Here is a 23760-nt window from a genome sequence, read left to right as displayed (position 1 = left end):
ACCGTGGCCATCGCCGAAGCTGGTTCGCTGCTCGCACTCAAACGCCGGGCACGCAAGATCAACAGGGTCCTCGCTGACAAGTACCCTTACGCGCATGCGGAGTTGGACTTCCGGAACCCGTTTGAATTGGTAGTGGCCACGGTCCTTTCCGCCCAGACAACCGACGTCCTGGTCAATCAGGTAACCAAGATCCTGTTTGCCCGCTACCCGGACGCGCGGACCATGGCTGAAGCGGATCCCTTCGAACTCGAAGCAATCCTTCAACCCACGGGTTTCTTCAGGGCAAAAGCCCGCAATGTCCTGGCGCTGAGCACACGGTTGGTGGACGAGTACGACGGCGAGGTCCCGGGCCGGTTGGAAGACCTGGTGACGCTGCCGGGAGTCGGGCGGAAGACCGCGAACGTTGTTTTGGGCAATGCCTTCGGAGTTCCGGGAATCACCGTCGACACGCACTTTGGACGCTTGGCACGACGGTTCGGATGGACTGCTTCCGAGGATCCGGTCAAGATCGAATTTGATGTTGCCGAGCTGTTTGAACGCCGGGACTGGACCATGCTGTCCCACCGCGTGGTGTTCCACGGACGCAGGATCTGCCACGCCAAGAAGCCGGCCTGCGGTGCCTGTCCTGTCGCCAGTCTCTGCCCCAGCTACGGCGACGGCGAGACGGACCCCGTCAAAGCAGCCAAGTTGTTGAAGTACGAGCTCGCGCCCGGAAATGAAGCGCTGTTGGAACGATTGCTCGCTGAGACCCACCGGGCCGCGGAAATCCGCATGGAATCGCAAAGGAGGCCCGGGTGACCGCGCTTGAGGAGTTGTCCGCACTCGTTGCCCGCTACGAGTCCGGCGAACAACAGCACTCGAGCCTTTGGGCCCAGCTGCCCGTCCTTGAGGAGACAAACCGGGCCGCCGCCGTCCTGATGTTGTTCGGCGTGCTGGACGATGTGCCTGCGGAATCCGGGCGTCCCATCGCCCCGGCAGACCTTGACGTCCTCCTGTTGGAACGGGCGCATACCCTTGACGACCATCCGGGGCAGGTGGCGTTTCCGGGTGGCAGCGTGGACCCGGAGGACGAGTCGGTTGTGGCCGCGGCCCTCCGGGAAGCAGTGGAAGAAACCGGCTTGGACGCCAGCGGCGTCCGGGTGCTCGGCGTCATGCCCGAGCTCGGCCTTATCCGCAGTAACTTCCGGGTCACGCCCGTGCTGGCCTGGTGGGATGCGCCATCACCGGTTCGCGTGGTGGACTATGGCGAATCGGCCCAGGTTTTTAGGGTTCCCGTCCGGGACCTGCTTGATCCGGTCAACCGTGTAAGCGCCACCATTTCGCGGTTCGGGCGTACATATACCAGCCCGGGCTTCACCGTTAACGGCGTGGTGGTGTGGGGCTTTACCGGAATGGTCCTCAGCGGCCTTTTCGACGAACTGGGCTGGACCGTTCCCTGGGACCAGAACAAGCTCCACGACATCGATCTCTAGGACTTTGACGCCACCCGAGATGCCGTGCGGGCCGCCGTCGAACGGTCCACGATCAGGCCGGTGGCGGCGTTCTCACGGACGGCGTTGATGCCCGCAACAACGCCCTCCAAATGACTAAATGTCGGTGACTCGGCCACGACGGTTCCGTCGGCTGCCGTGAGCCGGAAGCGGTACGTCTCGTCGGTGCCTTTGAGAATCTCAAACCTGCCAGCCATCGCTTTTCCCCCTGATGCTTCCTTGCACGCGAATATGGAAGGGCAAACCTGTCCACACAGTGAAAGTATCCAGAACGGCGGGATATCCAAAGTTACTTTTCGGTACTCGTCATGGCGGCTCATATGGCGAGATGTGACTGGATACCCGGGCCGGTTCCTGTTACTTCGCCTTGTCGTAGGAGTCGACGACGGCGACGCTCACTGGGAACTCCACAGGCACCTGCCCGAACATGAGCAGTTTCGCCGCTGCCGCCGCCTCTTCGATGGCCCTGATGCAGTCGTCCACAGCATTGTCAGGCGCGTGAACCATGACTTCGTCATGGAGGAAGAAGACGAGTTCTCCGGAAGGCGATCCTTCGGCCCGGAAAGCCCGCAGCCGTCGTCGTAATTCCGCCAGCCAGCAGGCCGCCCATTCCGCCGCGGAGCCTTGGACCACGAAATTGCGGGTGAAGCGGCCCCGTGATCGGGCCAGGTTATCCGCCCGGCGCTGTTCCTCTGCGGTGGTGGATTGCTGACTCCGTAACCAGCCGGCCGACGGCGGTGGGCTGCTTCGCCCCAGCCTCGTGGTCACGGTCCGGCCCGCTTCGCCCTCACGGGCTGCATGCTCCACGAACCCCACAGCGCGGGGATAGGTGCGCGTCAGTTGAGGCATGAGCCGGCCCGACTCGCCGGTGGTAGCGCCATAAATCGCTCCCAGGAGGGCCACCTTCGCCTTGGCTCGATCACCGCCAAAGCCCTGCGCCGCGATGCCTGCGTAGAGGTCCTTGTCCCGCGCCGCTTCCGCCATCTTGGTGTCCTGGGCCAATGCCACCAGGACCCGGGGTTCCAGTTGGGACGCGTCAGCGACGATGAGCTTATGGCCCGGGTCGGCATGGACTGCTGCCCGGATGTTGCGCGGAATCTGCAGGGCGCCGCCGCCCCGGGAAGCCCAGCGACCGGAAACTACTCCGCCCACGACGTACTCCGGGTGGAACCGCCCGTCACTGACCCATGCGTCCAGCCAGGCCCAACCGTTGGCAGTGTGCAGGCGCGATAGCTTCTTGTACGCAAGCAATGGCTGGATGGCAGGGTGCTTCGACTCCTGGAGCTCCCACTGCCGCGTACTTTTCACTTCGATTCCGTTCCGGTGCAGGGCACGCATGAGGTCCTGCGGGGAGTCGGGGTTCAAACCTGGGGAGTTAAGGATGCTTCGGAGCTGGGCGCACAGGGCCTCAAGTGCGGGCGGCCGGTGTCCCGGTTGGGGCCGTGGACCGAGGACATCCGCGAGAATTTGCTGATGGAGTTCCTCCCGCCAGGGGACACCGGCGTGTTGCATCTCGACGGCGATAATTGCGCAGGCTGACTCAGCGGCGAGCAGCAGTTGGAGGCGCTGCCTCTGCTGCTGGTCCGTGGACACCTGGGCGACGGCGTGCTGTTGGGCCGTGAACTCTTCCTTGAGTTCAGCCAGGCCTGCCTTCGGGGTCGAGCTGATGATGTCATCGAAGAGGGCGCCTTGATCGGCCGGCGGGGGCGGGGGCTGCAGGACGCGGGGAGGTGCCGCGTCGTCGTCCTGCGTGAGTTTGACGGCGTGCTTGGCGTAGTCCGTGTGGGCTGTGAACTCCGAATGGGCCAGAATCGCCCCACACAGGGCAAGATCGTGGCAGCGTTCCAGCTCGACTCCGTGACCCAGGAGTTCCGGGTACCAATCCTGGGCCCGGTGCCACACCCAGCGTGGCCGCTGGGCTTCCAGCTCACGTACGACTCCGGGCAGCTCGCCTCGCGTGACAAGACGCGGGTCGGAGGTCGGTTTTCCCGTGGGGGAGATCCTCTGTATGGCTGCGCCTTCCGGGTGGGCGGCGAGCAGCAAATACATGGTCTCCATTCTGCCTTGTGCGGGGGTGTACTTCCCCACAGGGGCCTTCCCTCCATTCCTCCACACGGCCATGGGCGCCGGTTTATGCACATACGGACGATAGCGGCTTCAAGGGCCGTCCCCCTGCCGCCATTGTGGGTTTCATGAGCAAGCACGATCGAAGGCAACAGCGAACCGGCAGTCAAGGTGTCGAGGTGGGCGCCAACTGGCTGCCGCAGGATGCAGCCGAAGTCCTCCTCGTTTCCGGTGACACCTACCTTCAGGAGGAGGCCAAACGAATCGTCGCGGCCACAGGAGGAAGCCTGAGGATCGCAGTGGATGTCGGGGAAGCCCTCCATGGCTGGGATAGCTCCGGCGTCGTCCTGGTGGGCAGCGATGTCCGGGAGTTACCACCGCGGCGAAGAGCGCCCACGGTGCTGCTGGGCAGGGCTTCGGACGGGGATGGACTGTGGAGGTTGGCAGCGGCCCTGGGAGCGGAACGGGTCGCGGTACTGCCTGAGGCGGCGGGCTGGTTGGCCGAGCACCTCAGCATGTCCGGCTCCCCTGACCCGGGCGGGACAGTGGTGGGCATTATCGGGGGCAGCGGCGGGGCAGGAGCCACTACCACCGCCATCTGGCTGGCCCAGGCGGCAGCCAGCCATGGCATCAGCACCATGCTTATCGACGGCGATCCTTGGGGTGGTGGGCTGGAACTGGCGGTGACGGCAGACGATATCGCTGGCCTTCGATGGCCCGACTTCGCGGAAACCAAGGGAAGCATCGATCCCACCCAGTTCCGGGATTCCCTGCCGATCGCCGGAGGGTTCGCGTACCTGTCGTGGCCGGGAACGCGGGACGCAGTCCCGAGTCCTGACGCAGGTGCCGTCGCTGCAGTCATGGATGCCGCGCGCCGGAGCTTCGAACTCATTGTGGTGGACATTGGACGCAGCGGTGAAGGAATGGCAACGCTCGCATGGGACTGCGACAGATTGCTGCTCCAAGCCCTGGCCCACCTCAAGTCCGCGGTGGCGGCGGCGCGGATCCTGCAAGAGCTCCCGCCGGTGGATGCCGGCCTGCTCCTCCGCGGAAACAGTGCCACATCCCTGGACGCTTCACTGATTGCCGACTCCTTGGGGTTGCCGCTGGTAGGCCGGGTTCCGGAGCTTCGGGGAGTCGCGTCCGGGACCGAACTGGGACGCCTGCTGGAACTCGGCCGTCGTAAACCCGTGGATCGTTTTGCCGAGGCTGTCCTTGAACTGAATGGAACCGGCCAATGAACCGCTTGCCCGATCCAGCACGCAGGAGGCACAGCCGGCGGCTGGACTCCGTCCTTCTCGAAACAGTTCGCGAATCAGTGCTCGCGGGTAGCGGGCCTGTTACTCCGTCCACCGTTGCGGCAGCAGTCCAGGCGAGCGGCAGGCTCCTGGGCGCGGCCGGTGCGCTGGAAGCAGCAGAGTCGATCAATGCGGAACTGAACGGACTGGGTCCCCTGCAGCAGCTGGCAAGGGACCCCGCGGTCACGGACATCTTCGTCAACAGCCCGGATTCAGTATGGGTGGACCGCGGCCAAGGCCTGGAACGTTCAGCTGTCCGCTTCGACCAAGAGCAACAAGTCAGGTCGCTGGCATCCCGTTTGATCTCGGCTGGCGGGCGAAGGCTGGATGACGGTTCGCCGTGCGTGGACGTCAGGCTGAACGGCGGATATCGGATTCACGCGGTGCTCCCGCCCATATCGACAGCAGGCACCCTGCTGTCCATCCGCATCCGACGTGAGGAAGTCTTCGCGCTGGAGGAGTTGCGGGAACGGGGCATGTTTCCGGAGCACGTGGAAGTAGTCCTTCGCGCCATCATGGCCCGCAAGCTGAGCTTCCTGATCAGTGGTGCCACAGGCTCGGGAAAGACAACTTTGCTCTCTACGCTCCTCGGGCTGAGCAGTCCGACGGAGCGCCTTGTGTTGATCGAGGACGCGGCGGAGCTCAACCCGGTCCACCCGCACGTGGTGACGCTGGAATCGCGGCACGGGAACCTGGAAGGTGGGGGTGCGTTGGACCTCGGTGACCTGGTCAGGCAGGCATTGCGCATGCGCCCCGACCGGTTGATCGTCGGAGAGTGCCGGGGAGCTGAAGTCCGGGAATTACTGACGGCTCTCAATACCGGGCACACCGGTGGTGGGGGCACCATCCACGCCAACACCGCAGAGGCAGTGCCGGCCCGGCTGGTGGCGCTGGGCGCGCTCGCCGGGCTGAACGCGGAGGCCGTCCGGTTGCAGGTCTCAAGCGCGCTGGACGTAGTGATCCACGTAGAGCGGACGCATAGGGGACGAAAGGTGGCATCCATTGGTGTCCTGGCTGACACCAGCGAGGGGCAGCGGATAGTAGCGGCACTTCGACGTGGTCCATCCGGAATGGAGCATGGACCAGCGTGGCCGGAACTCGCCGCCCGGCTGGCGCTGGAGCTGGCAGACCAGAACGTGGCGGCAACGTACGACGGCCTGCATGCTTCGACGCCTTCCACTGGGATTGGCCTGAACGCATGATGGCCGTCTTCGTCCTCGTCACAGCGTCCGCGGCGTGGGTGCATCTTCGAGGTACCCGAGCGGACAGCCGACGTGTCAGGCGGAGCCTGGGAAAACAGTCGGTGTGGGTCGGGATTATCCACGGCTTCACCTGGGGCTTCCTACGAAAGAGAAAACGCCCGGCGCCCCTGTCCCTCGTGGTCCTGGTCCAGCAGCTCGCTGCCTTGTTGCGTGGTGGCCGCGGGCCTTCCCGTCTGTGGGAAGAACTATGGCTCGTCCACGCAGCGCAGCCGGATGAAGACCCCTTCCTACCAGCCAAAGCGGCACTGCTTTCGGAAGGATCGCAAAGGGTCCTGACCGCTGCACGGGCAGCGTCCGCCGTGGGAAATTCACCCGCCCACGCAATCCGCACCTCAGCAGCCAAGTCATACCCGCTCAGGGCGAGCCTTGAGCGGCGTGTATGGATGGAATTGGCCGCCTGCCTGGATGTTGCCGAAACCAGCGGCTGCCCACTGGCAGATCTCCTCACCCGCTTCGCAGCCCAACTTATTGCCGAAGAGGATGCGGAGGCTGCCCGGCAGACTGCGCTCGCAGGTCCCAAAGCCACAGTGAAGTTGTTGTCGTGGCTACCGGTTTTCGGACTGGTCCTGGGGATGGCCCTCGGGGTGGATCCCTTGGGAATCCTGCTGGACAACGTCCTTGGTGTTGCCACCTTCGGAGCCGGGCTCCTGTTGACCGTTGCGGGCAGGGTCTGGTCATCACGGCTGGTTGCCTCTGCTGCCGGCGGATACTGATGTCCGGAGTCATGCTGATGGTTGCCGTTCTGGCCTTGGCCTCGTTCATCTCTTGTGCCGGGCGGGGGCGTCGTAAGGGGCCGCCCGGAACATCGCAGGGGCTTCCTTGGGCCTTGGCGGACGCCTCCGGTCCCGACCGATCCAACGATTCGGACCATCCTGCCTCTCCGACCGACGGTCTCCGGGACACCGCGATGATGCTGGAGTTGGTGGCTTCCATGCTCGACGCCGGTGCAAGCATCGGGCGTGCGCTGGAACTCATCTCTCGAGCCGCTTCCCCTCCAATCCAGCAGTCGCTGAGACCAGTCGTTGCGGCCCTGGCAATCGGTGCCGATTGGGAGACCGCCTGGCGTACGCCCACCCAGCACGCCCCCGAAGTGGTGCGGTTGAAAGACGCGTTGGCTTTCGCCGCGATCACAGGCGCTCCGTCAGCATCCATCCTCTACGCCCAAGCTGCCCGGGAACGCCGCGAAGCATTCCGTGCCGCAGAGAAGCGGGCGGCGGCGTTGGGAGTGAAGCTCGTCATTCCATTGGGCCTGTGTTCCTTGCCCGCGTTCATCTGCCTTGGCATCGTGCCCGTGTTGATCGCCATGATCCCCTCCGGCTAAGTGGGTCAGCCTCGACATAGCTCCCTGAGCGCCCGATACGCCATCGTGCCGGGCGCTCGGTCGTGTCGCCTCCGTCGTTGCACTGTTCCTCCACAAACGACGCGACGCCCGGGGTTATCCACTTGCGGGAATCGTCCCCGACCAGGCCGGATGGGGCCACGGAAGAGTCTGATTCGTCGGCGGAACCGCTGGCATCTCTTGAAAGGAACCAATCGTGAAAACACTTTTCCGTGCTCCGTCCGGACGCCGTTCCCAACTGCGCCGCGGAAGGCAGGCACTCGCCACTGGAGGGGAAGGACATGCAATGGAACCCTTCGGAATCGAGCAGTTCGAACTGGAGCCGTTTAGGGATTCGGGCTTCGGGGACGTGCCGGCTCCAAGGCCCGCAACTGACCTTCATCTCGCTGGGCCCTACGGAGCCGGGACAATCAAGCGGCGGAAGGAGCGGGGCAGGCGCATGGGCACTGACGCCCGGCTTTTCGGTTCGGAAGCGGGCATGGCTACCGCGGAGTACGCCATTGCTACATTGGCGGCCGTGGGCTTGGCGGGTCTGCTGGTGGTCATCCTTCGCAGCGAAGAGGTCCGCGGCTTCCTGCTCAACCTGATCCGCACGGCACTGTCCTTGCCATGACGCCAGTGCTGCCTGCCCGCAGGAGTGAGTTCCGCTGGGGCAAACAACAGGGCGCTGTCACTGCCGAGTTCGCCGTCGCTTTGCCGGCCGTGGTGTTGCTCCTTTCCTTCCTGTTGGCAGGCGGCGCTGCGGGCATCACTCAGGTACGGCTGGAGGAAGCGGTTCGGGCGGGAGCGCGTGCATCAGCACGGGGTGAGTCCGCTGGGTCGGTGGAAGCCATCGTGAAGCGCTTGGCCGGGGAAGCTGCAGTTCCCGGCTTATCCGAGGACGGCGGCTGGCGCACGGTCACAGCTTCCTCTCCGGTTGGCGGGGCCTTGGGGTACCTGATCCCTTGGACCATGACGGCCACTGCGTCTGCCCGGAGCGAGTCGGGTACCCCGTGAAAGCGACTGCGACATCCCATGATCCGCCACCAGGCGATGTCCATTCCGACCGCGGGGCCGGGACGGTCCTGGCTTTGGCGCTGGGAGCTGTGGTGATGGCCTTGTTGGCGGGACTGCTGCTGCTGGCCCAGGCCGGTGTTATGGCATCGCGGGCAGCCACCGCGGCAGACCTCGCGGCGCTGGCAGCGGCTGATGTCCAACGGGGTCTTGCGTCGGGAGAACCCTGTGCAGTGGCTGGCGATGTTGCTGGGCGCCACGAAGCCCGGCTCGCGTCCTGCAAGGTGCTCGGCGGGGACGAGGTAGAAGTCGTCACCGAACTGGCGTACCCCTTTGCGTGGGGCACTGCCACCGGACGGGCTCGTGCCGGGCCACCACCCTAGGCAGCCGGGCCTCGGGCCTCGGGCGTCGGGCGTCGGGCCTTGGGCGTCGGGCCCTTCCGCGAGCCTAGATGGCGTCCTTCAACAGGACGTCCAGCAGGGTGACGGCGGCTGCCTTGTCCAGGGGGTTGTTCTTATTGCCGCACTTAGGAGACTGAACACAGGACGGGCAGCCAGCCTCACACTCGCAGGCTTTGATGGCGTCCCGGGTGGCCGACAACCATATTTTGGCTTTCTCGTAGCCGCGTTCCGCGAAGCCGGCGCCCCCGGGGTGTCCGTCATAGACGAAGATCGTGGGCACTCCGGTGTCGGCATGCAAGGCAGTCGATACACCGCCAATGTCCCATCGGTCGCTGGAAGCAACCAAGGGAAGGAGCCCAATGGCAGCGTGTTCGGCAGCATGCAAGGCGCCGGGGAACTGGGCTTCCACCAGCCCCGCGCCATGAAGCGAACGGTTGTCCACCACGAACCAGACTGCCTTCGTAAACAGATCCCGGGCCCCGAGCTCAAGCGGTTCCTCCCCGAGGATCTCGTTCGAAATCAATGCCTTGCGCTGGAAGGAAACCACTTGCGTCGTTACTTTGACATCGCCGAAATGCACCGTGATGTCTCCCCATTGGACCGTGCGGGACGTTTCAAGCACTTCGATCTGGGTGACGTCACGGGCCGTGGTGTAGAAGTCGGGGTTCACCCGACGAACCATCACGCAATGATCTGCCTCGTTCAGGTCCTCCACCAAGTAGCTTTCGCCTTGGTGAACATAGATAGCGCCGGTGTGGGCTTGGTAGTGCGTCTGCGGCGAGTCCATTGTTCCCAGCAGGGATCCGGTTCCGGCGTCGACAATGCTCACAGGTCCGCCGCCGTCGGCCCGGAGGTTCACCATTCCGGCCGCACTCTCCGGGTGGGTCCAGAACCATCCCGCCGGACGTTTGCGGAGATACCCCTGGGCCACCAAACGATCCAGGAGACCTTCGGCTGTGGCACCAAAGAGCTCCAGCTCTGCGGGTCCGATGGGCAACTCGGCCGCCGCCGCGCACAAATGCGGACCCAGGACGTAGGGGTTACCCGGATCGAAGACGGTGGCCTCAACGGACACGTCAAAGATGGCTTCCGGATGGTTCACCAGATAGGTATCCAAGGGGTCGTCGCTGGCTACGAAGGCCGCGATGGCGTCTTGTCCAGCGCGCCCCGCGCGTCCAATCTGCTGGAAAAGGGACGCCCGGGTTCCCGGCCAGCCAGCCACCAGCACGGCGTCCAGCCCCGATATGTCGATGCCGAGCTCCAACGCAGATGTGCTGGAGACCCCCAAAAGCTGCCCGGACCTCAACGCTTGTTCCAGGGCTCGCCGTTCTTCGGGCAAGTAACCGGACCTGTACGCGGCCACCCTACCCGGCAGGCTGGGGTCAACCTCGTCCAGAAGCCTCTTGGTGATGGAGGAAATGGACTCGGCCCCGCGTCTGGACTTGATGAAGGCGATGGTCCTGACACGGGAGGAGACCAGATTGGCCAGGATGTCCGCGGTTTCCGCCACGGCCGTCCTGCGCTGCTTGGCGCCGTTTTCACCCCTGACGTCGGTCAGCGCGGGTTCCCAGAACGCCACCGTGGTGGAACCGTGGGGAGAGCAGTCTTCGGATACTACCCTGACGGGGGCGCCGATCAGCCGGCCGAACGAGACTCCGGGGTCGGAAGCGGTGGCGGAAGCCGCGATAAACACCGGCTCCGGAAAAGAGGTGCCAGCCCCGTAGTAAGCGCAGATCCGGCGAAGGCGTCGCATGAGGTTGGCCACGTGCGAACCGAAGACGCCCCGGTAGCTGTGCGCTTCGTCCACAATGACGTATCGGAGCCGCCGGAAGAACCGGGCCCACCAAGTGTGGTTGGGAAGAATTCCGAAATGCAGCATGTCCGGGTTGGCGAGGATGAAATTGGCGTGGTCCCGGATCCAACGGCGCGCGGAGACGTCCGTGTCGCCGTCGTACGTTTCTGCCCTGACCGTGGGCAGCTTCAGCGAGCGTATGGCCGCGAGCTGGTCTGCCGCCAAGGCTTTGGTGGGGGACAGGTACAAGGTGACGGCGCCGTCGTCGTGGATTTTTCCCGGGTCGGAGAGGACCCGCAGTTCCGAACGGTGGATGGCGTCCAAGGCGGGGAGCTGGTAGGCGAGCGACTTTCCGGAGGCTGTACCCGTGGCGATGACGACGTGTTGGCCGGAGTGGGCGATGTCGGCAGCCTGGACCTGGTGAAGGTACGGTTCCTGGATGCCGAGTGTCCCGTAGGCATCGACGATGTCCGGGTGCACCCACTGGGGCCATGGCTCGTTGACGGCTTTTCGGGCAGGGATGGTGTGGACGTGGCGCAGCTGCTCTGGGTCGGGAGTCCGGCCCAGCAAGGAGATCAGCGAATTTGGTAAAGCCACCGAATCATTCTGTCACTGTTCATGCTGTCGCCCCGCAGAGCCATGAACGGCGGCACCCAAGGGCGCCGCCGTCGTTCGTGGCTTCCGGAGGGTTGTTAGGCGCCCGAGAGGTCAGATCCTTCAGTTCCGCTGGCGGACATCATCAGCACATGGCACACCACGTCCCACCCAAGGTGCGAGTACAGTTTCTGGCCATCCAAGGATGCCAGGAGAAGCCCGTTCTCCACGTGGTGCGAAAAGGCCTGGGCCGCGAGGGCTTTCATGATGAAGGTTCCCAATCCCCGTCGCTGGAAATCAGGTTCGGTGACGATCTTGTCAAAGACGGCGGTTCCATCCACCACGAACACCCGGCCGCTGGCAGCGACTTTCTCCCCGCTGTGGACCACCGCGTGGTGGACTCCGTTCGACTCGGACGTAGCAAGCTCCAGGTCGTCATCAGGAAGCCACGGATCCTCCGCGTCCTGGGTTTCCATGTCCACGATCATCATGGTCTGGGAAGCGGACGTCACGGTCAGCCCGTGCTGCTCGGCCAGGTATTTGTACCTTTGGACGTCGTTGGTGAGGACCGTCAGGATGCGGGCTGCTGCTTCCGAGGTCTTTCCCGCGAGGGTGGTGAACTCTTCGTCGGAGGGATCGTGGGCGAAGTACTCCCAGTCACCGGTTTTGTCGGCTCGAAGGGCTGCAGGGAAGCGTCCCTCCTGGCGTTTCTCATAGCCACGGCAGCCGGCCCAGCCGGCTACCCAGACCTCCAAGAGGTGCGCAATGTCTTCAACCAAGGCGTCTGGACTCATGTAGAGAGAGTATGCCAGCGCCCGGGGAAGCAACAGAGCGACATCAGCCGGAGGATCGTTGCTTATGCAATTGTGACTTCTCCATGGATGACGGGCAGCCGCGATCCCGGCGGAGCCGATTTTACTGCACCAAGTACCCTTGAATAGTGGCTTTGAACCGAATTGTGCTCTTCTACGGCTTTACCCCGATTGCCGACCCCGACGCCGTGCGTCTGTGGCAGCGTGCCCTGTGCGAAAAACTCGGGCTGACCGGCCGGATCCTTATCTCGAAGGACGGCATCAACGCCACTGTTGGCGGCGAACTCAACAACATGAAGCAGTACGTGAAGACAACCCGTGAGTATCGGGGATTCCACGGCATCGACTTCAAATGGTCGGAGGGAAGCGCCGCGGACTTCCCGCGCCTGAGCGTCAAAGTGCGCGACGAAATTGTGTCCTTCGGCGCACCCGGCGAACTCAAGGTGGACGCCAGCGGTGTGGTTGGCGGTGGCAAACACCTTCAGCCGGAGGAACTGCATGCCTTGGTTGATGCCAAGAAATCCAGTGGCGAAGACGTGGTGTTCTTTGATGGGCGCAACGCCTTCGAAGCGCAGATCGGCAAGTTCAAGGACGCGATCGTTCCGGAGGTGGACACCACCCACGACTTCATCAAGGAACTTGATTCGGGCAAGTATGACCACCTCAAGGACAAGCCCGTCGTGACCTATTGCACCGGGGGTATCCGCTGCGAAGTGCTGTCCAGTTTGATGGTTAACCGCGGCTTCGAAGAGGTCTACCAGCTGGATGGTGGAATCGTCCGATACGGCGAAACGTTCAAGGACAAGGGACTCTGGGAGGGTTCCCTCTACGTGTTCGACAAGCGCATGCACGTTGAGTTCAGCGACGAAGCGAAAACCATTGGTGAATGCGTCCGATGTGCAGCTCCGACCAACAAGTTCGAGAACTGCTCAAACCTCAGCTGCCGCACCCTGACCCTTTACTGTGCCGAGTGTGCTTCCAGTCCCGAAACCCTGCGTTGCCCCGGGGGCTGCGAAGCCGCGTGATCGGCTGACCTACAGTTTGCTCACCCGGTAGGCGAAGTTCGCTTCTGACCTGGATCCCACCGTGATGGACAGCACGGCGTCCGTTTCAAGCTGCACCACGTTCACGCGCGCATTGGCGCACCCCAGCGTGAGGTCCACGAGCTCCGCTTCGCCCACTTTGACCGCAAACATCACCCTTCGGGTGCCGCGGCATGCCAGTGTCACCGCGTACGTTCCGCCCGGCAACTGCACCGTCTGCTCCGACTTCGACTCGCCGGCGTTGAGGTAACCACTGCTTGAGTAGAAAGACTTGCCCTGGGATTCGGGCAGCGCCGCCGTCGCCCATTCCTGCAGTGCCTCCCCGGTGACGGTCTGTTCCAGCTCGGGATCGGGCGGCAGCACCACGTTACCCGCGGAAGCGGTGGGAGCTGCCTCCGGGCTGCCGTCGCCGTCGTCAGTGTATTCGCAGCCCGACAAGCTACCGCACAGCGCAATAAGAAGTACGACGGCGGCCCTCGCCAACCGCCGCGCCATCACCGAGCGAGCTGCGTTGCTCCCCATGCACTGACTTTACGCCCGCCCGGCCGGCGGCTGAAGGCCCGAATGCGGGAGGTGGCAGCGCTCGCCTAACTGGCTGCCGGGGCCAGGTGATAGGCGAAGATCAGCGGGGCGTCGACACTGCTGGTGGAGATGCTGAGGGGGCCGGTGACCGGTACCTTGATCTTGACGATGTCGCGGTTACCGTTACATGCCGCAGCCGCGTCGGTGATCTTGTTCCCGCCCGAGGAGACCGCGAAGTAGGCCTTGCCGCTCCCATCGCATGCCATGGTCAGGGTGTAGGTTCCTGCCTGGACACTTGCCGCTTCCTTTAGCAGCGGGTCCCTGTTCAGTATCTTTCCCGAGTCCTCCAACACCACACCGTTGGCTTCCGGGAGAGCTGTCGCCTTCCACGCTGGGACGTCCGCGTCCGCGATGTTGACCGGTGCCTGGCAGGCACAGGCTCCCAAGAGGACTGCAGCAGTGATGGCAACAAGGCCCGTGCGGCGCCTTGTGGAGGAAAAGTTGAGCATGTTATCAACGCTACCGGGTTCGGCCACTGACCTTTGTCCACATAGCATCGGTCCATCGCCCGCGGCCACTGTTTACCGCACCTACACTTGCAAGGTGACTGAGACAGCTACCTTCTTTACCGCCGGCAACACTGACGATGCTCCCCGCAGCGACCGTCCCGAACTGCTCACGGCGCTCGCCGGGGACCTCCGCGCAATTTCGTACACCGTGGACGGGGTGGCTGAGCTGTTGGGCGAATCCGCGTCAGATGCGCTGGGAAGGGACCAACTCATCCCCGCATTGTTGGCCAGCGAACGGCTCGCTGTCTCTGAAGACCCGGTGGTGCGGGCGCTGACCACCCTGGTCCGGCTATGGCTGCTCGCCGTCCCGCAATCCACCACCGCAATGGAGGCAGCCGTCCCCCGGACCGGCGTGCAGGGACTGGTGGAGCTGGGGCTGGTCACGGCGGAGTCCGGAATCGTCCAAGCCATGGTGGACCTGCGACCCTACGGCTGGGATGCCAACCCAGACGGCAGCGGGGGAGCGGACCTCTGGGTGGCAAGCGACCTCGCCGCCCACCAGCAGCCAGGTGTGCTGAGGCACGACCATGTGCTGGGAATCGGCCGCGCATCAACAACACTTGTCCAAACAACTGTCAGGCACCACACGGAGCGGGCGCTCGACTTGGGGACCGGATGCGGCATCCAAACCTTCCACCTGTTGCACCACTGCGACCATGTGACCGCCACAGACATTTCCGAGCGGGCCCTGGCGTTCACCCGATTCAACCTGCTCCTGAATGCACAGGAGTTGGAACTGGACCCCGCCGATTTGGGGAGCAGGGTAAGCCTCCGGTTGGGATCGCTGCTTGACCCCGTGGAGGGGGAGCAGTTCGGTTTGGTGGTGTCCAACCCTCCGTTCGTGATCACGCCCCGGACAGGCGGTGAATTGGCCTCGGAGCAGTTCACCTACCGCGACGGTGGCCTGCCCGGCGACGAGATCGTGGCTTCGCTGGTCCAGTCACTTGAGGGAGTCCTCCAACCCGGAGGAACCGCCCAAATGCTCGGGAACTGGGAAGTTACCTCGGGGACAGACTGGAGGGACCGTCCCATAGCGTGGCTGAAGGACTCCGGACTGGATGTTTGGTTTATTCAACGCGAGCAGGTTGGTCCGGAGCAGTACGCGGAAACTTGGTTGCAGGACGCCTCGCAAAACCGTGAGGGAGGCCAGTATAAAGAGGCCTACGCTGCCTATCTGCGGGACTTCGCGTCGAGGAATGTCCAGGGCATCGGGTTTGGCATGATTTGGCTCCGCCGTCCGGTCTCCGCAAATGGGGCCAGCGTCAACCGCTTCGAAGAAATCACCTACGCCATCGAGCAGCCGATTGGACCCCACCTCGGCGCCGCCGTGGAACGCTCAGACTGGGTGGCAGCCAATTCGCTGCCGGACGCTCATCTGGTGGTCGCGGAAGACGTCACTGAGGAACGCCACCAGCGTCCGGGTGCCGAGCACCCCGGGGTCATTCTCCTGCGCCAGGGTGCAGGCCTCCGCCGGACCAATTTGCTTAGCACCGAACTCGCCGGCTTCGTCTCGGCATGCGATGGACAGTTGTCCGTGGGGCAGATCGTATCGGCGTTGGTGGCCCTGCTGGGCGGCAGCGAAGACTTTGACGAGGATGCCTTTCGGGAAGGCCTGACCCGGGAGGTCACCAACCTGGTCCTGGATGGCTTCCTGCTCCCTGACACGTTCCTTCTTCCCGACGCCGGGCAGGCCACGGCATGAAAAAGGACAATGCGCCGCCCAGCGATCCGCGCGGAAGTGACGCTGACTACACTGATGAAGTGATTGCGAACAACCAGCCATCCCAAGCGTCAGGCGACGTTCCGCGGCGCAAGCGTGCCGAAAAGACGATTGAGATCACCGATCCGAAGGCCATCCGCGCACTGGCACACGCTGCCCGTATCGAGGTCATATCCGAGCTCTACGCCACCCAGGTCAGCCACACGGCCACCGAACTCGCTGCAAGGACCGGTCTCACCCCCAGCGCAATGAGCTATCACCTCCGGGCCCTCCAAAAGTGGGGGATCGTGGCCCCGGCGGAGAACGCAGGGGATGCCCGCGAGCGGCGATGGAAGGCCGCGGGGACGGACTTCACTATTTCCGGCGGCAGCGTCGCCAGCCCTGAAATTGCAGTGGTTGACCTGGAGCTCGATGCTTTCCGACGGAGGGCTTCGGCGTTCGCCAGGGCCCGTGGCGAACGCCGCCAGCGGGGCGGCGCCGCCGAAGAGCCTGCTGCCGTGGTCTTGGCAAGCAACCTGCTGTACCTCACCAACCCGCAACGCAAGGAGCTTTCGGACCGGATCCGCGAAATTCTGCGCGAGTACGAACTCGACGACCCCACCCAAATACCCGAAGGTGCCGAACGTGTGGCAACCTTGTGGTCAATGATCCCGGATGACCGCGTAGCACCCGGACAGTAGGAGCCCATCCGGGTCCTCGCACCACCGCCCTGGTTTCCCTGCCGCAACGCAGGATTCTACAAACTATGGTGAACTAGGCCAGTATGGGCACCAGCCCAATGACACATTTTTTCTGTAGGAGCACCGTGCCCAGCAAGGCAAAAACCGGCAAGAAACTCGTGATTGTGGAGTCTCCAGCCAAAAGCAAGACCATCGCCAAGTATCTTGGCGAGGGCTTCATCGTCGAGGCTTCGATCGGCCATATCCGTGACCTCCCGCAGCCCTCTGACCTGCCTGCAGAACTGAAGAAGACCTCGCTGGGCAAGTTCGCCGTCGACGTCGAAAACGACTTCAAGCCGTACTACGTTGTTTCTCCGGACAAGAAGAAAAAGGTTGCCGAGCTCAAGGCCCAGCTGAAAGACGCTGACGCGCTCTACCTCGCAACCGATGGGGACCGCGAAGGCGAAGCCATCGCGTGGCACCTCCTGGAGGTCCTGAAGCCCAAGGTTCCCGTTTACCGCATGACCTTCGGTGAAATCACCAAGGAAGCCATCCACCGCGCCATGGACAACCTGCGCGACGTCGATACGGCCTTGGTGGATGCCCAGGAGACGCGCCGAATCCTTGACCGCCTCTATGGCTACGAAATTTCCCCCGTCCTGTGGCGCAAGGTGGCCCGCGGTCTGTCGGCCGGCCGTGTGCAGTCAGTGGTCACCCGCATGGTGGTGGACCGTGAACGTGAACGCATGGCCTTCCGCGCAGCGTCGTACTGGGACCTCACCGGACAGTTCGGTGCGGACTCCGGCTCGTTCAAGGCCAAGCTCGCCGCCGTGGACGGCTCCAAGGTTGCCAGTGGCCGTGACTTCAACGACAACGGCCAACTCACTTCCTCCAACGTGGTGCACCTCAATGAGGAACTCGCCACGTCCTTGGCGTCCGGCCTGGAAAACGCGGACTTCCGCGTGCGTTCGGTGGACACCAAGCCGTATACCCGCAGGCCGGCCGCGCCGTTCACCACGTCCACCCTCCAGCAGGAAGCCGGCCGTAAACTGCGCTTCTCGTCGAAGAGCACCATGCAGGTAGCCCAGCGCCTGTATGAAAACGGCTATATCACTTATATGCGTACGGATTCGTCGGCCTTGAGTGACGAAGCCCTGACCGCTTCCCGTCGCCAGGCCGCCGAGCTTTACGGCCCCGAGTATGTGCCGCAGAGTCCCCGCGTCTACGCCAACAAAGCGGCCAACGCGCAGGAAGCGCACGAAGCCATCCGTCCTGCCGGTGACTCCTTCCGGACCCCGGCCCAGGTTGCCAAGCAGCTCAGCGGTGACGAGTTCCGCCTTTATGAGCTCATCTGGAAGCGGACTGTTGCCTCCCAGATGGCTGACGCGAAGGGCTCCACGGCCACCATCCGCCTCGGAGCGGTTGCCGCTGACGGCCGCGACGCAGAGTTCTCGGCCTCCGGCACCGTTATCACCTTCCCCGGCTTCCTGGCCGCTTACGAAGAGGGCAAGGACGAAAGCCGCGGCGACGACGACTCCGATGAGGCCCGGCGCCTGCCGAACGTCGCCAAGGGCGATGCCCTGACCGCTTCGGACATCCTGGCTGTAGGCCACGAAACCTCGCCGCCCCCGCGCTACACGGAAGCGTCGCTGACTGCTGAGCTGGAAAAGCGTGGCATCGGACGCCCCTCCACGTACGCTTCCACCATCTCCACCATCCAGGACCGCGGTTATGTCCGGAAGCAGGGCTCCGCCCTGGTCCCGAGTTGGATTGCGTTCTCCGTGATCCGCCTGCTGGAACAGCACTTCACCGACTATGTCGATTACGAGTTCACAGCGGACATGGAAGGCGATCTGGACAAGATCGCCAACGGCCAAGCCGCAGGCACCGCCTGGCTTAAGCACTTCTACTACGGTGAAGACGCCGACCCCGGGCTGTTGAGCATCGTCAACAACCTCGGCGAAATCGATGCCCGCGAAATCAACTCCGTGCCCATTGCCGAAGGCATCACCCTTCGCGTGGGCAAGTTCGGGCCGTACCTGGAAAGCTCCATTCCCACCGTGGATGAGAAGACCGGCGAAGTAGTGGAGTCCGCCAGGGCAAACGTTCCTGAGGAGTTGGCTCCGGACGAACTCACCGCAGCCAAAGCCAAAGAGCTGATGGAAACGGCAGCCCCGGAGGAACGCGTCCTGGGAACGGACCCGCACACCGGCCACACGGTTGTTGCAAAGAACGGGCGCTACGGCGCATACGTCACCGAGATCATCCCTGAGATGACCGAGGAACAATTGGCCAACCAGCCCGTGGAGTACTACAAGAACGGCAAGCCCAAGCCGCCGAAGAAGCCCGTCAAGGCCAAGCCCCGCACGGGTTCCCTGTTCAAGTCCATGACAGTGGACAGTGTCACCTTGGACGAGGCCCTTCAGCTCATGAGCCTTCCCCGGGTCCTCGGTGAGGACGCCGAAGGCAACCCCATCACCGTTCAGAACGGCCGTTTCGGGCCTTACCTGAAAAAGGGCACCGACTCCCGTTCCATTGGATCGGAAGAGGAAATCTTCACGATCACCCTGGAACAGGCCCTGGAGATCTACTCGCAGCCCAAGCAACGTGGTGCGCGGGCAGCGGTGCCGCCTCTTGCCGAGTTCGGTCCTGACCCGGTTTCGGAGAAGAACATCGTGGTGAAGGAAGGCCGTTTCGGGCCTTACATCACCGACGGCGTCACGAACATCACGGTTCCCCGCTCAACGTCCCTTGAGGAACTGACCCGGGAACGCGCCGTCGAGCTTTTGGCTGAAAAGCGGGCCAAGGGCCCGGTCAAACGGACCACAACCCGTAAGGCACCGGCACGTAAGGCCGCAGCCAAGAAGTAACAACGGTGCCGGCCGGGACAGCATGCGCGAATTGCGTCCCGGCCTGCATCGTGGTCGAGTAGAACCATGACTGAACAGACCGTTTCCCCGGACAACGAACCCTTGAACGACCTCGAGGCGAAGCTCGCCTTGGCCGAACAACCGGACGCGAACCCGGTGGACGTCATCCTCGCTTTCCTGAACAACGAGGTTTACCTTGTCAGCTCGGAAGCCGTGGACGGCCCTGATTCCTCGGTTGAGCCTTTGGTGCTTTCCAACGCTGACGGCCAGCCCGTCCTGGCTGTGTTCAGCCACCCCAGCCGCGTCGACGAACGCTTCCTCGAAGCAGCCCCGCACGTCCTGGGAACCATGGGTTCGGCCATCCTCGGCAACATTGGTGATGAGCTGGGCATGGTCATCAATCCGGGCAGCGAGTTCGGCTTCGAAATCGATCCCGAGGGCATCGCGAACATCCGCCGCGACTTCAAGCGAGCGGATGACGCCGGCGAGCCCACCGAATAGCGGCCAACCAGATCCCCGAACGCGAAACGAAGTCCACAAGTTGCTTTGCGGCCTTCGAATCGGGGAATAATGGCAGAATGCGTCTTGGCGTTCTCGACATCGGGTCCAACACCGTCCATCTCCTGCTGGTGGATGCTCATCCCGGCGCGCGCCCGGTACCTTTCGCTTCCCATAAGCGCCCGCTGTCACTGGTGCAATACCTCGACGGCGACGGGAACATTAACGACGCCGGACAACATGAGCTCATTGAGTTCGTGTTGGAAGCCTGGGAGTTCGCTGCCACTCATAAGGCCGAGGACCTCCTGGCCTTCTGTACCTCCGCCATCCGCGAGGCCACGAACGGTCCTGAGGTCCTGGCAAGGGTCAAGCACGAGACCACGGTGACCCTCCAGGAACTCACAGGCAGCGAGGAAGCGTCCATGACGTTCTTCGCCGTTCGCCGTTGGTACGGGTGGGGCGCCGGCCCCATCCTCGATCTCGACATCGGTGGCGGTTCGTTTGAAATGGCCTATGGAACGGACGAGCTCCCGGAGTTCGCCACGTCTGTCCCGTTGGGTGCCAGCCGCCTGACGCGCGATTGGCTTCACGATGATCCCCCTACGGCCAAGAGCGTCAAGGAGTTGCGGCGCTATATCCGTTCCACGTTGAAACCGGTGGTCCGTCAATTCGACGACCTCGGCCGGGCCAACTTGGTGGCTGGGACGTCCAAGACGTTCCGTTCGCTGGCGCGTATCGCGGGGGCAGCGCCCAGTGCGGCCGGCCCTTATGTGAAGCGCGAACTGCATGCGGCCGACCTGGGGCTGTGGGCGCAACGCATTTCGGCTATGACGGTGGAGGACAGGCTGTACCTTCCGGGTGTATCGGACGCCCGCGCACGCCAGTTGTTGGCTGGCGCCCTGGTTGCCGAGGCTGCCTTGGAGCTCTTCGAGTTCCCCACCATGGTGATCTGCCCTTGGGCACTGCGCGAAGGCCTGATCCTTCGCCGCCTGGACCAGCTGGTGTTCGAGGACGCCCTGGATCCTGCGCCGCACGTGGGCAAGCGCAAGAAGGACAAATCCAAGAAGAAGTCCAAAGAAAGCGGCAAGACCACGGACATTGACGAGCCCAACCCGGTCAAGGAATTCCCGGTCCCCGTAAACAACCCATCCCCATCACCCATCCCAGCCCCTGTGGCAGGCGGGCTGGCCTCCTGAGATGAGTAACGACGTCGAACCTGAAGTGAATGACCGCCAGATCCCAGTGGCGCTGTCCAGTGCGTCCGTCTACCCCCTGAGCGTCCATGACGCCTTCGCAGTGGCCCAGGACCTGGGGTACGAGGGCGTGGAGGTGATGGTCACCAACAACGCGGTGAGCCAAAACCCTGATGCCCTGATCCAGCTGAGCCACCGGTATCACCAAAAGATCGTTTCCATCCACGCGCCCACCCTGTTGTTGACGCAACAGGTGTGGGGTACGGCATGGAGCAAGATCGAGAAGTCGTGCCAGATGGCGGCAGAGGTGGACTGCGACACCGTCGTGGTGCACCCGCCCTTCCGCTGGCAGTCCAATTACGCGGAGAACTTCGTGGAGGGCGTACGGGAGATGGCCGCCACGTACCAGGTGCGCATCGCCGTGGAGAACATGTATCCGTGGCGGGTCCGGGGACGGGAGGCCGTGGCTTACCTCCCGCACTGGGATCCGTTGGGCCAGGATTACGACGACGTCACGTGGGACTTCTCGCATGCTGCCACTGCCGGGGCCAATAGTTTGGAAGCCATCAAGGCTCTGGGAAGCAAGCTGCGCCACGTCCACCTGACGGACGGGTCGGGTTCCGGAAAGGACGAACACCTGGTGCCCGGTACCGGGACGCAACAGTGTGCCGATGCCCTGCAGCACTTGGCTGCGACCGGTTTCGACGGCGTGGTGGTGGCAGAGATTTCCACCCGCAAAGCAAAGGTAGCGGGGGAGCGCGAGGAGATGCTGGCCGAAACCCTGCGTTTCGCCCGCCAGCACCTCAGCGTTCCGCTGGTGCGCAGCTCCGAGCAGTAACGGCGTCGGGCTTTCCCGTTCTTGTTCGCCTGCCCCGCCGTACTACGGCCCGGCAGGCGGGCGAGGGCGGGATTTTGCTGCTTAAAAGCGAAAGCACCGGTGGCCGAATCGGGAAATGGGGGAAAACCCGCCCGGCCACCGGTGCTTGTGGCGGACATCCCCATGCCCGCCTCATCACTCGCACCCTCAATGAGGTAATAACTACATTAGGCACCGAGCATGAGTGCTGCCTGCAATAACCTTGGGAACAAGCTGGGAATGCTGAACCTGTTAGACCGCGTCGGATGCCAACTGCAATGATGGAGCCATGAGCAACCGAATCGCATTCCTTGGCTGTGGATCCATGAACGAGGCAATCCTGGGCGGTCTGCTGGCCGCGGGGGCGGACCCGTCCGATATTGTTGCCACCGTCCGCCGGGCGGAACGGGCGGACGAGTTGGCCCAGCGCCATGGCGTCATGGCCATCGCCGGCGAGGAAGAGCCGGATAACAACAAACTGGCCACCAAGGGCGCCGGAATGGTCATCCTGGGCGTCAAGCCCGTTGGCATCCTGGATCTGGCCCGCGAGATCAGCCCAGCACTGGCCAAGGACACCTTGGTGGTCAGCGTCGCTGCTGCCGTCTCCATCGCCCAACTTGAAGCCGCTTTACCTGAGGGGCAGCCGGTCATCCGCACCATGCCCAACACGCCGGCCCGGCTGGGCCGTGGCGTCGTCTCCGTTTCGCCCGGGACGCACTGCACCCCGGAGCAACTGGAGCAGGCCAAGAAGGCCCTCGCCGGGGCCGGCACGGTGGTGGAGATCCCCGAAGAGCAGGTTGACGCGCTCTCGGCCATCAGCGGTTCCGGACCGGCCTATGCGTTCTACCTGGCCGAGGCCATGGCTGCGGCCGGCGTCGAGCTTGGCCTGGACCGGGAGCTGTCTGTGATGCTGGCCCGCGAAACCGTGGCCGGCGCTGGCTTCATGTTGGCTGAGCCAGGCGCGGACCCCACACAATTGCGGGTTGCTGTCACCAGCCCCAACGGCACCACCGAGCGGGCCATCATGGCCTTCGACGACGGCGGTATCCCCAAGATCATCGCCGACGGCGCCCGGGCCGCGGCCGCCCGGGCGGCGGAGATCACCAAGCAGCTCGGCTGACCCTTAGGGCCTTGCGGCGAAGCGCTCCAGCAGGTCCACGTGTCCGGACACGATCAACATGTCGTGGCCGGACACTTTGGTTTCCGGCCGGGCATAGGTGAAGTCTTCGCCCGGGGTTTTGACGCCGACAATGGTCACGCCGTACTTGGAGCGGACCTTGGATTCTTCCAGGGTGAAGCCCACCGTTTCCTTGGGCGGGTACATCTTGACGATCGCGTAGTCGTCGTCGAACTCGATGAAGTCAAGCATGCGGCCGGACACCAGGTGCGCGGCGCGGACGCCGGCGTCGGCCTCAGGGTAGATCACATGGTTGGCGCCGATCCGCGTCAGGATCTTGCCGTGCGAGGGCGTGATGGCCTTGACCCACAGGTGCTGGATGCCCAGGTCCACCAGGTTTACGGTGATCAACACCGAGGATTCAATGGACGTGCCTACACCCACCACGGCAGAGCTGAACTCCTGTGCGCCGAGTTGGCGCAGGGCGTCGATGTTGGTGGCGTCGGCTTCGACCACGTGAGTCAGGACCGGTGCCCATTTCTGGACAAGGGTCCTGTCGCGCTCGATCGCCAGGACCTCGCGGCCCTGCTTGACCAGTTGCTCGGCCGTCGCTGAGCCGAACCGGCCCAGGCCGATGACCAGCACTGGGGCGTTGTGGGCGGGGCGGT

General features: G+C 63.7%; 23 protein-coding genes and 1 pseudogene. 17 read left to right on the top strand and 7 right to left on the bottom strand.

Going from position 1 to position 23760, the window contains the following annotated elements; translation table 11 throughout:
* Positions 1–3 precede the first annotated feature (3 nt).
* A complete protein-coding gene (nth, locus tag AC5RU9_RS04170) occupies positions 4–798 on the top strand; it encodes an endonuclease III (protein WP_494015433.1) in 795 nt (264 codons plus the stop codon).
* Positions 795–1472 (top strand): NUDIX hydrolase, encoded by a 678-nt coding sequence (locus AC5RU9_RS04165; protein WP_494015432.1) that lies wholly within the window; start codon positions 795–797, stop codon positions 1470–1472. The genes nth and AC5RU9_RS04165 overlap by 4 nt, the downstream gene beginning before the upstream one ends.
* Here the strand turns inward: AC5RU9_RS04165 and AC5RU9_RS04160 are convergent.
* Both AC5RU9_RS04160 and AC5RU9_RS04155 read right to left on the bottom strand, forming a co-directional pair.
* Positions 1469–1687, bottom strand: a complete 219-nt coding sequence (locus tag AC5RU9_RS04160) for a YegP family protein (RefSeq protein WP_494015431.1) — start codon at positions 1685–1687, stop codon at positions 1469–1471. The genes AC5RU9_RS04165 and AC5RU9_RS04160 overlap by 4 nt on opposite strands.
* Before the next feature lie 160 nt (positions 1688–1847).
* A complete protein-coding gene (locus tag AC5RU9_RS04155) occupies positions 1848–3539 on the bottom strand; it encodes a bifunctional 3'-5' exonuclease/DNA polymerase (RefSeq protein ID WP_494015473.1) in 1692 nt (563 codons plus the stop codon).
* A gap of 143 nt (positions 3540–3682) precedes the next feature.
* On the opposite strand from AC5RU9_RS04155, the gene ssd reads away from it, so the two are divergent.
* The 7 genes and pseudogenes from ssd (at position 3683) to AC5RU9_RS04120 (ending at position 8829) form a co-directional block, all read left to right on the top strand.
* Positions 3683–4795: a septum site-determining protein Ssd gene (gene ssd, locus AC5RU9_RS04150; RefSeq protein ID WP_494015430.1), complete on the top strand. Its 1113-nt coding sequence runs from the start codon at positions 3683–3685 to the stop codon at positions 4793–4795.
* A complete protein-coding gene (locus tag AC5RU9_RS04145) occupies positions 4792–6054 on the top strand; it encodes a TadA family conjugal transfer-associated ATPase (RefSeq protein ID WP_494015429.1) in 1263 nt (420 codons plus the stop codon). Before ssd ends, AC5RU9_RS04145 begins: the two co-directional genes overlap by 4 nt.
* Positions 6051–6827, top strand: a complete 777-nt coding sequence (locus tag AC5RU9_RS04140) for a type II secretion system F family protein (protein ID WP_494015428.1) — start codon at positions 6051–6053, stop codon at positions 6825–6827. Before AC5RU9_RS04145 ends, AC5RU9_RS04140 begins: the two co-directional genes overlap by 4 nt.
* Positions 6827–7435, top strand: coding sequence for a type II secretion system F family protein (locus AC5RU9_RS04135; RefSeq protein ID WP_494015427.1), 609 nt, complete (start codon positions 6827–6829; stop codon positions 7433–7435). Before AC5RU9_RS04140 ends, AC5RU9_RS04135 begins: the two co-directional genes overlap by 1 nt.
* Positions 7436–7907: 472 nt before the next feature.
* Positions 7908–8066: pseudogene (locus AC5RU9_RS04130) on the top strand (DUF4244 domain-containing protein); the annotation flags it as partial.
* Positions 8063–8449 (top strand): TadE family type IV pilus minor pilin, encoded by a 387-nt coding sequence (locus AC5RU9_RS04125; protein WP_494015426.1) that lies wholly within the window; start codon positions 8063–8065, stop codon positions 8447–8449. The pseudogene AC5RU9_RS04130 and the gene AC5RU9_RS04125, both read left to right, overlap by 4 nt.
* A gap of 95 nt (positions 8450–8544) precedes the next feature.
* Complete coding sequence (locus AC5RU9_RS04120; protein ID WP_494015472.1) at positions 8545–8829, top strand: Rv3654c family TadE-like protein; 285 nt, start codon at positions 8545–8547, stop codon at positions 8827–8829.
* 64 nt (positions 8830–8893) lie between these two features.
* On the opposite strand, the gene AC5RU9_RS04115 is transcribed toward AC5RU9_RS04120, so the two are convergent.
* Positions 8894–11236: a DEAD/DEAH box helicase gene (locus AC5RU9_RS04115; protein WP_494015425.1), complete on the bottom strand. Its 2343-nt coding sequence runs from the start codon at positions 11234–11236 to the stop codon at positions 8894–8896.
* 95 nt (positions 11237–11331) lie between these two features.
* Complete coding sequence (locus AC5RU9_RS04110; RefSeq protein WP_494015424.1) at positions 11332–12027, bottom strand: GNAT family N-acetyltransferase; 696 nt, start codon at positions 12025–12027, stop codon at positions 11332–11334.
* A 146-nt stretch (positions 12028–12173) separates the two neighbouring features.
* Here AC5RU9_RS04110 and trhO point away from each other — a divergent pair, with 146 nt between their 5' ends.
* Positions 12174–13070, top strand: a complete 897-nt coding sequence (trhO, locus tag AC5RU9_RS04105) for an oxygen-dependent tRNA uridine(34) hydroxylase TrhO (RefSeq protein WP_211713467.1) — start codon at positions 12174–12176, stop codon at positions 13068–13070.
* A gap of 9 nt (positions 13071–13079) precedes the next feature.
* Here trhO and AC5RU9_RS04100 read toward each other — a convergent pair whose 3' ends face one another.
* On the bottom strand, positions 13080–13610 hold the full coding sequence (locus AC5RU9_RS04100; protein WP_211713466.1) for a DUF6023 family protein: 531 nt from the start codon (positions 13608–13610) through the stop codon (positions 13080–13082).
* 65 nt (positions 13611–13675) lie between these two features.
* Positions 13676–14119, bottom strand: coding sequence for a DUF6023 family protein (locus AC5RU9_RS04095; protein ID WP_494015423.1), 444 nt, complete (start codon positions 14117–14119; stop codon positions 13676–13678).
* Positions 14120–14213: 94 nt separating this feature from the next.
* On the opposite strand from AC5RU9_RS04095, the gene AC5RU9_RS04090 reads away from it, so the two are divergent.
* From AC5RU9_RS04090 to proC, 7 genes are all read left to right on the top strand, one after another.
* Entirely contained in the window at positions 14214–15881 is a 1668-nt protein-coding gene (locus tag AC5RU9_RS04090; protein ID WP_494015422.1) for a DUF7059 domain-containing protein, read from the top strand.
* Entirely contained in the window at positions 15878–16579 is a 702-nt protein-coding gene (locus AC5RU9_RS04085; RefSeq protein WP_494015421.1) for an ArsR/SmtB family transcription factor, read from the top strand. The genes AC5RU9_RS04090 and AC5RU9_RS04085 overlap by 4 nt, the downstream gene beginning before the upstream one ends.
* A 125-nt stretch (positions 16580–16704) precedes the next feature.
* Positions 16705–19428, top strand: a complete 2724-nt coding sequence (topA, locus tag AC5RU9_RS04080) for a type I DNA topoisomerase (protein WP_211713462.1) — start codon at positions 16705–16707, stop codon at positions 19426–19428.
* Between the two features lie 66 nt (positions 19429–19494).
* A complete protein-coding gene (locus AC5RU9_RS04075) occupies positions 19495–19929 on the top strand; it encodes an SseB family protein (RefSeq protein ID WP_211713461.1) in 435 nt (144 codons plus the stop codon).
* Positions 19930–20006: 77 nt separating this feature from the next.
* Positions 20007–21122, top strand: a complete 1116-nt coding sequence (locus AC5RU9_RS04070) for a Ppx/GppA phosphatase family protein (protein ID WP_494015420.1) — start codon at positions 20007–20009, stop codon at positions 21120–21122.
* A gap of 1 nt (position 21123) precedes the next feature.
* Complete coding sequence (locus AC5RU9_RS04065; protein ID WP_211713459.1) at positions 21124–21957, top strand: sugar phosphate isomerase/epimerase family protein; 834 nt, start codon at positions 21124–21126, stop codon at positions 21955–21957.
* Positions 21958–22264: 307 nt separating this feature from the next.
* On the top strand, positions 22265–23095 hold the full coding sequence (proC, locus tag AC5RU9_RS04060) for a pyrroline-5-carboxylate reductase (RefSeq protein WP_211713458.1): 831 nt from the start codon (positions 22265–22267) through the stop codon (positions 23093–23095).
* Positions 23096–23098: 3 nt separating this feature from the next.
* On the opposite strand, the gene AC5RU9_RS04055 is transcribed toward proC, so the two are convergent.
* A complete protein-coding gene (locus AC5RU9_RS04055; protein WP_011775951.1) occupies positions 23099–23737 on the bottom strand; it encodes a potassium channel family protein in 639 nt (212 codons plus the stop codon).
* Positions 23738–23760 lie beyond the last annotated feature (23 nt).

It is taken from the genome of Arthrobacter sp. B0316-5-4, from assembly GCF_059090325.1.
The sequence above is the reverse complement of the archived record's forward strand: the minus strand, read 5'-3'. Positions and strand labels throughout refer to the sequence as shown.